This window comes from Streptomyces sp. NPDC099050 (assembly GCF_044759865.1).
Classification (GTDB): domain Bacteria; phylum Actinomycetota; class Actinomycetes; order Streptomycetales; family Streptomycetaceae; genus Streptomyces.
In genome coordinates this window covers 37806-49033 of the sequence record NZ_JBIWAE010000014.1, presented here as the reverse complement: position 1 = coordinate 49033, position 11228 = coordinate 37806, and the positions used below count along the sequence as shown (strand labels likewise).

The following is an 11228-nucleotide window of genomic DNA, read 5'->3' as shown; positions in this document are numbered from 1 at the left end:
GTTCCGCCTGTCCCAGGGTGTCCCACCGCCATCGCCGCCGCGGGCCGCTGCGGCTGTTATGGAGTCACACCCCGAGGGGGGAACCGGAAGACCGGGAAACCGGAGGACCGGAACACGAGAAGAGGAGCACACCGAGATGCAGTCCCGCATGCAGAACCCCGCCGTCGTCCTGTCCGGCGCGATGCAGCCCATCCAGGAGATCTTCAAGGCCGTGCACTCCGGTGGAGTGGACGGACAGACGCTGGAGCTGGTGCACCTGCGGGTGAGCCAGATCAACGGGTGCAGCGCCTGCGTCGACGGCGGCGCCAAGGCCGCCCGCAAGTCCGGGGTGAGCGACGAGCGGCTGGCCACGGTCGCCGTCTGGCGCGAGACCCCGTACTTCACCGAGGAGGAGCGGGCGGCCCTGCTGCTGGCCGAGGCCGCGACCCGGCTGGCCGACCGCCCCGACGCGGTGAGCGACGAGGTCTGGGACACGGCCGCCACCTACTTCGACGAGAAGCAGCTCGCCGCGATCGTCCTGATGATCAGCGTCACGAACATGTTCAACCGGCTCAACGCCACCACCCGTCAGATCGCCGGCGCCTGGGGCTGACGGGCCCGGCCCCCGCAGGTACGACAGTCCAGCCCCGCACCCCATCCCATCCCCTCATCACCCCGACGCCTCATCACCCCGACTCCCGGGAGGAACCCGCCATGACGAACACCCGCAAGCCCGCGCAGAGCACGTTCGAGGGATTCACGGACGAGGAGCGTGCCGCGATGAAGGAGCACGCCAAGGACCTGAAGGCGTCGTCCGCGCGCCGCGGATCCCGCACCGACAAGGCGGTTGAGGAGGAAGCCGCCGTGGTCGCGAAGATCGCCGAAATGCGGGACTCCGACCGGGTCATGGCGGAGCGGATCCACGCCGTCGTCAAGGCGAGCGCACCCGGTCTCGCACCGAAGCTCTGGTACGGAATGCCCGCGTACGCCCGGGACGGCAAGGTGGTCTGCTTCTTCCAGAGCGCGGAGAAGTTCAAGGCCCGCTACGCGACGCTCGGTTTCAGCGACCAGGCGCACCTCGACGAGGGTTCCATGTGGCCGACCTCCTTCGCCCTGCCGCGGCTCACGGCCGCCGACGAAGCGGTGATCGGCATCCTCGTGAAGAACGCGGCGCACTGAGGCGGGGCCTGCCGGGATCACCCGCGCTCCGCGCCCTGCCCCGGGTGCGGCGGGCCCCAAGGCCGGCCGGTGTCCGAGGCGGGCCCGTCCAGCTCCCTGTCGCACAGCGACCGGCTCGCGTTGCTCGCCGTGGGCCCGGTGCCGGTGGGGGCCCACCTGGAGACGCTGCCCGCGGCATCGACCGTGGCCGAGGTACTCAAGGGCCTCGGCATCGGCCTCGCCCGGGGCCTCGCCCTCGACTACGTGGGCACCGGAGCGATGGCCCCGCGGGCCCGGCCGGTGGGTTCCGAGGGCCGCCGCACGGCGTGCTACCGCAAGAGGTCCAGGGCCGCGCGCAGGTCTGCCGTCGCCAGGGCGGTCAGGGGGGCCCGCGCCCGGGGGTCGTGGCCGCGGGGGACGGCTTCGACGAGGACGATCAAGGCCAGGTAGGCGCGGTACATCGCGATCCGGCGGCGCTCGTCGGGCGTGAGCGGGGCGGGGCGGGGCGGTAGCCGGGCGTGAGCGGGGCGGGGCGGTAGCCGGACAGGAAGGCCGGGTCCCGGGTGATGTCGTCGAAGAGCGCGGTGGAGACGAGGTCGGCGAGCGGATCGCCCCAGAAGGAGCGTTCGCCGTCGAGGATTCCCGTGATCTCCAGGCGTCCGTGCCGTTCCGCGAGCAGGATGTTGCCCTCCCACAGGTCGAAGTGGACGAGCGAGGGGGCCGTCACCTGGTCGAAGAGCGGGCCGCGGGCGCGGACGAGGTGGAGGACCTCGTCGGGGTCGAAGGGCAGCGGGGGCCGGAAGCGGCGGGCGTCCGCGCAGACGTCGGCCAGCATGCCCTCGAAGGCGGTCCGCCAGCTCGCCGCGCCACCGGCCGGCGGATTCCCGTACGGGTAGCCGAAGGAGGAACCCCGCACCTGGGTGCAGCCCGCGGAGGAGGCGGCCCAGGTCGGTACGCAGCCTGGCCTGCTCCTCGGCGGCGATTGCGGAGCGCAACTGGCTCCAGCGCACGCCTTCCAGACAGGTCATCAGCAGGTAGTCGCCGTCGATCGCGCTCCGGTCGAGGCCCGCAGCCATGACTCCGGGCACGGGCAGGCCCGGCACGGCCGAGGCGCGACGGTGAAACTCGGCTTCCGTGCGCATCAGTTCGTTCTCGTCAGCCATGAGGGGGTACCGGCGGGTGGTGCGACCTTGAGGACGGCCCGCTCCCCTCCCGCCGGCGGATCTCCGCCCCCGCCGACCGGCGTCCGCTGCTCGCCGGGTGGCGGGGACAGGGCCAGCAGGTGGACGGAATCGAAGGTGCCGCCCACCAGTTCACGGCTGCTCAGCACCTTGGTGCCGGGGCCCAGGGCGTGGGCGGCCACGCGCGCGATCTGCTCGCCGGTCAGCGTCCGCTTCATCGCGCGAATCCTCCGGCCGGTGAGCAGCCATCCGCCCTCGGGGGCGGAACGACAACTGGAGAGCGCTCTCCCATGGTGGGAACCTAACGCCCGCTCCCGGCCGGGGTCAAGGAACCGGCGATCAACTCGCCTACGAAAAGGGTGAGTTTACCCAGCATGCGACCCACGCCGCCCACTCGAACCGTGGCCGGATTCCGCGAGCTTGCGCCAAGGCGTTCCCTCACGGGGTGGCCCTGAGCTAGCTTCTGTCCTCAGCTCCCCCACCCCCCTCTCCCTCCCCATCCCAGCCCCGGGCGGATCGCTATGAGTCGTTCCATCGCGTTGCGCGATGTCAGCAAGAGATACGGGCGCGATTCCCTCGCCGTCGATCGTGTCTCCCTCACCGTCGAACCGGGCGAGTTCCTGGTTCTGCTGGGGCCTTCGGGCTGCGGCAAGTCCACCGTCCTGCGGATGATCGCGGGGCTGGAGGAGGTCACCGAGGGCGCGCTCTACCTCGACGGCGAGTACGCCAACCACATGCCGCCGAGCGAGCGGGACATCGCGATGGTGTTCCAGAGCTTCGCGCTCTATCCGAACATGACGGGTCGCGCGAACATCGGCTTCCCGCTGAAGCTGCGCGACCCCCGCGGGGACCACGAGCCGCAGGTGGAGGCCACGGCGCGGATGCTGGGCATCGAGGAGCTCCTGGACCGCTTCCCCGGGCAGCTCTCCGGCGGCGAGCGCCAGCGGGTGGCGATGGGCCGGGCCATCTCCCGCCGGCCGTCGGTGTTCCTGATGGACGAGCCCCTCTCCAGCCTGGACTCGAAACTGCGCGGCCATCTGCGGGCCGAAATCGCGCGGCTGACGGCCGAGTTGGGTGTCACCACGGTCTACGTCACGCACGACCAGTCGGAGGCCATGTCCCTCGGACACCGGGTGGCGGTCATGCGCGGCGGCGTCCTTCAGCAGGTCAGCTCACCGCGGGACACCTACGCCCTGCCGGCGAACGTGTTCGTGGCGGCCTTCATCGGCACGCCCCGCATCAGCCTGCTCCAGGCCGTCGTCCACGCGCCGCTGGGCGCGGGCATGTGGATCGATCTGGGGCGCCACCGGCTCGCCCTGCCCCAACCCCTCAGCGCAGACCACCAGTTGCTTCGGATCCAGCAGGGGCGTCCGGTCATCGTCGGCCTGCGCTCGGAGGCGGTCAGGATCGCCCCGCCGAGCCAGGCACGGCCGGGTGAGGTGGCGATGACGGGCATCGTCGAGCACGTCGAGTACCAGGGGCACGAGGCCCTGGTCCACGTGGACACGGGCTCGCGCCCCGCAGGGGTGGCGGAGCTGGAGTCGGCGCGGCAGCCGGGCGCTCCCCGGCGCCGCCTCAGGCGGCAGCAGAGCGGCCTCGGCCGGCTCAGGGACCGGGCCGTGGGACGGCTGTCGGGGTCGGGGTCGGGGTCGGGGGCGCGGCCGGGGCCCGGGTCTGACCCCGGGTCTGACCCCGGGTCGGTGGCGGTCCTGGACGGGCGGCCCGAATCCACCCGGGGACCCGACGCGAGCCCCGCTCCCGAACGGCTGGGGGCGGTGCGCAGCGACCTCGTGGTGCGTACGGGGCCGCACGTCCGGGTCCGGGTGGGGGCCCAGATCCCGCTGCTGGTGGATCTCGCGCAGCTGTACGTCTTCGACCATGCGGGGCGCCGGGTGTCTCCGGCCGGGGACGGGCTCGCGCCGCTGGAGCGGTAGGTCGTCTCCTTCGGATCTCGCGGGCCCGGCAAGATCCGAAGGAGACGGCCCGGGGCCTGTCGCCCCGGCGTGCCCGGCCGACCGCGCGGGCCGGAGGTTCAGTGCGCGGCCCGCTCCTGCAGCGTGGTGCGCCAGGCGGGCAGCGGCTCCTCGCGTTCGGGCTCCGCGCGGTGGCCGCCGCGGGCGAAGAAGTCGGCGAGCGGCAGGATTCCGGCGCCGACGGTGACGGCGTCGGGGCCGAAGGTGCCCAGGTCGACGCGGACGTTGGCAGCCGGGTACGACAGGGCGTAGGAGGTGGCGTAGGACCGTACGGAGTCCAGGAAGCGGGTGCCGAGCTGCAGGCCGGCCCAGCCGCCGACCAGGATGCGTTCGGGCTGGAAGAGGTTGATCAGGTCGGAGAAGCCCGCGCCGAGGTACTCGGCGGTCTCCTCCAGGACGGCCAGGGCCGTCGCGTCGGCCTGCGGGGTGGCGCCTTCGGCGTCCGGTGAGGGGTAGGCCGCGGCGAGCATCGCGGTCAGGGCGGTCTCCTCGTCGGCGTCGGCGGGCGGGCGCCCGCCCGCCTCGGCCCAGCGTTCCAGGAGCGCTTCGGCTCCCGCGTACGCCTCCAGGCAGCCCTGGGCGCCGCAGCGGCAGCGGCGCCCGCGGACGCGGACGGTCAGGTGGCCCCACTCGATGGCGCGGCCGGTCCGGGTGTCGTCGCTGACCACGCAGGCGCCGACGCCGGAGCCGAAGAGCACGACGACGGCGTTGTGCGCCCCGCGTCCGGCGCCGAACCACATTTCGGCCTGGCCGAGGGTCTTGGCCCCGTTGTCGATGTAGTACGTGACGGTTTCGGGCAGCAGGTGGGAGTCGCGCAGCATCCGCTCCAGGGGTACCGCGTCCCAGCCGATGGTCTGGCCGTGGACGACGGCGCCGTCCGCGGTCCTGGCGACGATGCCGGGAACACCGATGCCGACGCCGAGGAGCCGCTCGGGTGCGATGCCGGCCGCGTCCAGGACCTCGGCGATGCCCTCGCGCAGGTGGCGTACGACGACCGCGACGTCGTAGCGGTCGATGCGGCGGGGTCCCGCCGCCTCCAGGGGCCGCTCCACGCGTGCGAGCTCGGTCAGGGTCAGGTCGAAGAGCTCGATGCGGATGCGGGTCTCCCCCACGTCCACGCCGATCATGTAGCCGCTCTCCGGGCTGACGCGGAGCAGGGTACGGGGGCGCCCGCCGGCCGACTCGACGCTCCCGGCTTCCTCCACCAGGCCGTCGCCGACCAGCTCCGCGACCACGTTGCTGATGGATCCGGAGCTCAGCCCCGTGGCGGGACCCAGGGAGAAGCGGCTCAGGGGACCGTCGAAATACAACCGTTGCAATACGGCGGTCCGGTTCTCCCGCCGCAGGTCACGCACTGTCCGGCCGCTACGTACTCGCACTCTGTCCCCTGTCGTCGATGCCCGTACCTGCAAGATACCTGCGTGAACGCTCTTGACGAGTCCTTCGCTTGAGGTTTAACTCACATCCTAAATTAAGCCATGTGGTTTTGGGGGCGAGCCGCGGAACGTCCGCCCCCCACCCCGCAGTCGGCATCCCGTTCCTTCCTGAAAGGCCCATGGAGCCATGCGCAGAATCAGAGTCGCAGCGGTAGGCGCCGTCACCCTCTCCCTCGTCCTCGGGGCGGCCGCCTGTGGTGGCGGTGGCTCCACCAACGGGAGCGGGTCCAACGAGCAGCCGAAGACGCTGACCTACTGGGCCTCCAACCAGGGATCGAGCCTGGAGGTCGACAAGCAGGTCCTCCAGCCCGAGCTCGACAAGTTCGAGAAGCAGACGGGCATCAAGGTCAAGCTCGAGGTCGTACCGTGGGGCGACCTGCTCAACCGCATCCTGACCGCGACCACCTCCGGCCAGGGCCCCGACGTCCTGAACATCGGCAACACCTGGAGCGCCTCGCTGCAGGCCAGCGGCGCGCTGCTCCCGTGGGACGCCAAGAACTTCGAGAAGATCGGCGGCAAGGACCGCTTCGTGGAGTCGGCGCTCGGGTCCACCGGCGTTCAGGGCCAGGACCCGGCCGCCGTACCGCTGTACTCCATGGCCTACGCGCTCTACTACAACAAGAAGGCGTTCGCCGACGCGGGCGTCACCAAGCCGCCGACCACCTGGGACGAGGTGATCGCCACCGGCAAGCAGCTGACCAAGGACGGCAAGGCCGGACTGGGTGTCGAGGGCTCCAACCTGTCGAACAACATCCACCAGGTGTTCGTCCTGGGCAAGCAGCACGGCGCGGACTTCTTCACCCCGGACGGCAAGGCCGACTTCACCTCCGACGGCGCGGTCAAGGCCGTGAAGCAGTACGTCGACCTGATGGCCGACGCGCAGATCGTCGCCAAGGGCAACGCCGAGTACTCCCAGAACCAGTCGCTGAGCGACTTCGCCAAGGGCAAGACCGCCATGGTGCTGTGGCAGACCGCGTCGGCCACCTTCGCCGCGCAGGGCATGAAGGAGGACGAGTGGGGCGTGGTCCCCGCGCCCGTGCAGTCCGGTGCGCCGGGGACGGGCACGTCCACCAACTCCATGGTCGCCGGCATCAACATGGCCGTCTTCAAGAACACCAAGAACCTCGACGGCGCCACGAAGTTCGTGAACTTCATGACCGGTGACGAGGAGCAGAAGGTCCTCAACAAGGCCTACGGCTCGATCCCGCCGGTGAAGTCCGCGCAGACGGACCCCGCGTTCAACACCCCCGGCCTGTCCGTCCTGCGCGACACGCTCGCCAAGAGCGCCTCCGCCCTCCCGCAGGTCCCCGAGGAGTCGCAGTTCGAGACGGTGGTGGGCACCGCGGTCAAGGAGCTCTTCGCCGACGCGGCGGCCGGCCGGCCGGTGACGGTGGAGTCGGTGAAGGCCAAGCTCGAGAAGGCCCAGCAGCAGATGCCCAAGAAGTAGGCACGGATACCGGATACCTCATGACCACCACCGCACCCCCTCGTACGGGCAAGCGGACGGCAGGTAAGAACCACCCCGGAGCGGCGCCCCGCAAGCGCCGCTCCGGGCGGCTCCGCCGCATCTCCCTGCCGTACCTGCTCCTGCTCCCCGCACTCGTCCTCGAACTCCTGGTCCACCTGATCCCGATGGTCATCGGCATCGTGGTCAGCTTCAAGGAGCTCACCCAGTTCTACCTGCGCGACTGGGGCAGCGCGCCCTGGTCCGGCCTGGACAACTACGCCCTGACCGTCGACTTCGACGCACCGGTCGGCGAGGCACTGCTCGGCTCCTTCTTCACCACGTGCCTGTTCACCTTCTTCTCCGTGGGCCTGTGCTGGCTGATCGGCACGGCGGCCGCGATCTTCATGCAGGAGACGTTCAGGGGCCGCGGCATCCTGCGCACCATCTTCCTGGTGCCGTACGCACTGCCCGTCTACGCCGCCGTCATCACCTGGGCCTTCATGTTCCAGCGCGACAACGGCCTGGTGAACCACGTCATCCACGACCAGCTCGGGCTCACCGACAGCCCGCCGTTCTGGCTCATCGGGGACAACGCCTTCGTCACCCTGCTGGTCGTCTCCGTCTGGAAGGGCTGGCCCTTCGCCTTCCTCATCATGATGGCCGGCCTGCAGAACATCCCCCGCGAGATCTACGAGGCCGCGGCCCTGGACGGAGCCGGCGTCTGGCAGCAGATCCGCCGCATCACGCTCCCCTCGCTGCGCCCCGTCAACCAGGTCCTGATCCTGGTGCTGTTCCTGTGGACGTTCAACGACTTCAACACGCCGTTCGTCCTGTTCGGCAAATCGGCGCCGGCCTCGGCCGACCTCATCTCCATCCACATCTACCAGTCCTCGTTCCAGACCTGGAACTTCGGCACCGGCTCCGCGATGTCCGTCCTGCTGCTGCTGTTCCTGCTCGTGGTGACCGGCCTCTACCTCCTGCTCACCTCCCGAGGAAGGAGCGCCAGCGATGCCTAGGCACACTCAGGCGGTGCAGTCCCGGTCGCCCATGGCGCCCCCCAAGTCGTTCCTCGTGAGCCGGCTGGTCTTCCTGACGCTCCTCACCGGGTTCGTCCTGCTGCCGGTGTACGTCATGATCTCCAGCTCGCTCAAGCCGCTGCAGGACGTGTCGGGGAAGTTCCAGTGGATCCCCTCGGGCCTCACGATCCAGCCGTACTTCGACATCTGGAAGACCGTCCCCCTCGGGGACTACTTCATGAACTCGCTGATCGTGGCCGGTTCGGCGACCGTGTTCTCCGTCATCATCGCGATCTTCGCGGCCTACGCCGTCAGCCGCTACTCCTTCCGCGGCAAGCGGGTCTTCACCGTCACGGTGCTCTCGACGCAGATGTTCCCCGGCATCCTCTTCCTGCTGCCGCTGTTCCTCATCTACGTCAACATCGGCAACGCCACCGGCATCGCGCTGTTCGGCTCGCGCGCCGGGCTGATCCTCACCTACCTGACGTTCTCGCTGCCGTTCTCGATCTGGATGCTGATCGGGTACTTCGACTCGGTCCCCCGGGACCTCGACGAGGCCGCCAAGGTCGACGGCTGCGGTCCGCTCGGCGCCCTCTTCCGGGTCATCGTGCCCGCCGCGATCCCCGGCATCGTCGCCGTCGCCGTCTACGCCTTCATGACGGCCTGGGGAGAGGTGCTGTTCGCCTCGGTGATGACCAACGACGCGACCCGCACCCTCGCCGTGGGCCTGCAGGGCTACTCGACCCAGAACGACGTGTACTGGAACCAGGTCATGGCCGCCTCGCTCGTCGTGAGCCTGCCCGTCGTCGGCGGCTTCCTCCTCCTCCAGCGCTACCTCGTCACCGGGCTGACCGCCGGCGCCGTCAAGTAGCCCCCCAACCAACGCTCTTCGAAAGGCTTGCTGTGTCGGATTCGGATTCCATTGACCTCGGCGCCTTCCCCCCGAACTTCGCCTGGGGCACGGCCACTTCCGCGTACCAGATAGAGGGAGCCGTCAAGGAGGACGGCCGGGGGCCGTCCATCTGGGACACGTTCTCGCACACCCCGGGCAAGATCGACAACGGCGACACCGGTGACGAGGCCTGCGACCACTACCACCGGTGGCCCGAGGACATCGCCCTCATGAAGCAGCTGGGCACCAGCGCCTACCGCATGTCGATCGCCTGGCCGCGCATCGTCCCCGACGGCTCCGGACCGGTCAACGCCCGGGGCCTCGACTTCTACGACAAGGTGATCGACGGGCTCCTGGAAGCCGGCATCACCCCCTCGGTGACCCTCTACCACTGGGACCTCCCCCAGGCCCTGCAGGACCGCGGCGGCTGGACCGTCCGCGAGACCGCCGAACACCTGGCCACCTACACCACCGCCGTCGCGGAGCGCCTCGGCGACCGCGTCACCCAGTGGGCCACCCTCAACGAACCGCTCTGCTCGGGCTGGATCGGCCACCTGGAAGGCCGCATGGCCCCCGGCCTGACCGACCTGACCGCCGCCGTCCGCGCCTCGTACCACCTCCTGCTGGGCCACGGCCTGGCCACCCAGGCCCTGCGTGCCGCAGCACCCGGCGCGCAGATCGGCCTCGTCACCAACCACTCCACGGTGGTACCCGCCTCGGACGATCCCGAGGACCTCGCCGCCGCCGTCCGGATGGACGGCCACACCAACCGCTGGTGGCTGGACCCGGTCTACGGACGCGGTTTCCCCACCGACATGCGCGAGCTGTACGGGGTGGAGCTGCCCGAGCGGCCCGGCGACCTGGAGACCATCGCCGCGCCCTTGGACTGGCACGGCCTCAACTACTACTTCCCCGCCACCGTCACCAACGACGCCGACGGCCCGGTCCCCTTCGCCCGCGAGGTCCGCCTCCCGGACGTCCCGCGCACCGGCCTGGACTGGCAGATCGACGCCGCCGGCATCGAATCCCTGCTGCTGCGCCTGACCCACGACTACGGCGTACGGAAGCTCTACGTCACCGAGAACGGCTCCGCGTTCCCCGACACCGTCGGCCCCGACGGCTCGGTCGACGACCCCGGGCGCACCTCCTACCTCGAACAGCACCTGGCCGCCTGCGCCCGCGCCGCCCGCCAGGGCGCTCCGCTGGCCGGCTACTACGCCTGGTCCCTGCTGGACAACTTCGAGTGGGCCTACGGCTACGACAAGCGCTTCGGCCTCGTCCACGTCGACTACGCGACCCAGCGGCGCACCATGAAGACCAGCGGCCACCGCTACGCGGACATCGTCCGCGACCACGGCCGCCTCCACGCCTAACCCAACGGCCGGCCCGGCCACCATCCCGTTCCCGGCAGGCCCGGCAGACCCGGCAGGACTCGTAGGCCCGGCAGGCCCGGCAGGCCCGGCAGGCCCCGCAGGTTCGGCAGGCCTGGCGGGCCCCGCAGGCCCCGCAGGTTCGGCAGGCCTGGCGGGCCCCGCAGGTCCGGCAGGCCTCGTAGGCCCGGCAGGTCCGCCAGGTCCGGCAGGCCTCGTAGGCCCGGCGAGCCCCGCAGGTCCGCGGGCCTGGCAGGCCCCGCGGGTTCGGCAGGCCTGGCGGGCCCCGCAGGTCCGGCAGGACCGGCAGGTCCGGCAGGACCGGCAGGTCCGGCAGGACCGGCAGGTCCGGCAGGACCGGCAGGTCCGGCAGGACCGGCAGGACCGGCAGGACCGGCAGGACCGGCAGGTCCGGCAGGACCGGCAGGACCCGCAGGACCGGCAGGACCCGCAGGACCGGCAGGACCCGCAGGACCGGCAGGACCCGCAGGACCGGCAGGACCCGCAGGACCGGCAGGACCGGCAGGACCGGCAGGACCGGCAGGACCGGCAGGACCGGCAGGACCGGCAAGCCCCGCAGGCCTCGTACCCCCGCAGGCCCGGCAAGCCCCGCAGGCCAATCGGCGGTCCCCCGCCCCCGCAGAACGCCCGGTCGGCACAACCCAGCCGGGCGTCCGGCCGTCCCGGACGTACGCCCGTCCACCCCGCTCCCCGGCGATCACTTCAAGGGGCGCGCACGGTGGCGAGTGCCGTCGACGGCCGGATTCCCGGCACTG

General features: G+C 71.0%; 11 protein-coding genes and 1 pseudogene. 8 read left to right on the top strand and 4 right to left on the bottom strand.

The genetic code is table 11. The features are described 5' to 3' along the window. Positions 1 to 136: 136 nt before the first annotated feature. The 3 genes from ACIQV3_RS23305 (at position 137) to ACIQV3_RS23295 (ending at position 1587) form a co-directional block, all read left to right on the top strand. Positions 137 to 592 carry a carboxymuconolactone decarboxylase family protein gene (locus ACIQV3_RS23305; protein ID WP_403714676.1) on the top strand — a complete coding sequence of 152 codons (456 nt, stop codon included), beginning with the start codon at positions 137 to 139 and terminating at the stop codon, positions 590 to 592. A gap of 101 nt (positions 593 to 693) precedes the next feature. Further along, positions 694 to 1158 carry an iron chaperone gene (locus tag ACIQV3_RS23300; RefSeq protein WP_403714674.1) on the top strand — a complete coding sequence of 155 codons (465 nt, stop codon included), beginning with the start codon at positions 694 to 696 and terminating at the stop codon, positions 1156 to 1158. 69 nt (positions 1159 to 1227) lie between these two features. Further along, on the top strand, positions 1228 to 1587 hold the full coding sequence (locus tag ACIQV3_RS23295; RefSeq protein ID WP_403714673.1) for a hypothetical protein: 360 nt from the start codon (positions 1228 to 1230) through the stop codon (positions 1585 to 1587). Here ACIQV3_RS23295 and ACIQV3_RS23290 read toward each other — a convergent pair. The 3 genes and pseudogenes from ACIQV3_RS23290 to ACIQV3_RS23280 form a co-directional block, all read right to left on the bottom strand. Further along, entirely contained in the window at positions 1574 to 2053 is a 480-nt protein-coding gene (locus ACIQV3_RS23290; protein WP_403714670.1) for a phosphotransferase family protein, read from the bottom strand. The genes ACIQV3_RS23295 and ACIQV3_RS23290 overlap by 14 nt on opposite strands. A 55-nt stretch (positions 2054 to 2108) precedes the next feature. Continuing rightward, positions 2109 to 2279, bottom strand: a pseudogene (locus ACIQV3_RS23285) (hypothetical protein); the annotation flags it as partial. Beyond that, on the bottom strand, positions 2279 to 2536 hold the full coding sequence (locus ACIQV3_RS23280; protein ID WP_403714669.1) for a hypothetical protein: 258 nt from the start codon (positions 2534 to 2536) through the stop codon (positions 2279 to 2281). The pseudogene ACIQV3_RS23285 and the gene ACIQV3_RS23280, both read right to left, overlap by 1 nt. Positions 2537 to 2839: 303 nt before the next feature. Here ACIQV3_RS23280 and ACIQV3_RS23275 point away from each other — a divergent pair, with 303 nt between their 5' ends. Beyond that, complete coding sequence (locus ACIQV3_RS23275) at positions 2840 to 4252, top strand: ABC transporter ATP-binding protein (RefSeq protein WP_403714667.1); 1413 nt, start codon at positions 2840 to 2842, stop codon at positions 4250 to 4252. Between the two features lie 98 nt (positions 4253 to 4350). On the opposite strand, the gene ACIQV3_RS23270 is transcribed toward ACIQV3_RS23275, so the two are convergent. Continuing rightward, positions 4351 to 5670: an ROK family protein gene (locus tag ACIQV3_RS23270; RefSeq protein WP_403714665.1), complete on the bottom strand. Its 1320-nt coding sequence runs from the start codon at positions 5668 to 5670 to the stop codon at positions 4351 to 4353. Positions 5671 to 5854: 184 nt separating this feature from the next. Here ACIQV3_RS23270 and ACIQV3_RS23265 point away from each other — a divergent pair, with 184 nt between their 5' ends. From ACIQV3_RS23265 to ACIQV3_RS23250, 4 genes are read left to right on the top strand one after another with little or no spacing between them, the layout of a single operon-like run. After that, complete coding sequence (locus ACIQV3_RS23265; RefSeq protein WP_403714664.1) at positions 5855 to 7174, top strand: ABC transporter substrate-binding protein; 1320 nt, start codon at positions 5855 to 5857, stop codon at positions 7172 to 7174. 20 nt (positions 7175 to 7194) lie between these two features. Further along, positions 7195 to 8190: a carbohydrate ABC transporter permease gene (locus tag ACIQV3_RS23260; RefSeq protein WP_403714662.1), complete on the top strand. Its 996-nt coding sequence runs from the start codon at positions 7195 to 7197 to the stop codon at positions 8188 to 8190. Positions 8191 to 8221: 31 nt separating this feature from the next. After that, positions 8222 to 9061 carry a carbohydrate ABC transporter permease gene (locus ACIQV3_RS23255; RefSeq protein WP_403714955.1) on the top strand — a complete coding sequence of 280 codons (840 nt, stop codon included), beginning with the start codon at positions 8222 to 8224 and terminating at the stop codon, positions 9059 to 9061. 32 nt (positions 9062 to 9093) lie between these two features. Continuing rightward, positions 9094 to 10455, top strand: coding sequence for a GH1 family beta-glucosidase (locus ACIQV3_RS23250; RefSeq protein WP_403714660.1), 1362 nt, complete (start codon positions 9094 to 9096; stop codon positions 10453 to 10455). The last annotated feature ends 773 nt before the right edge of the window (positions 10456 to 11228 follow it).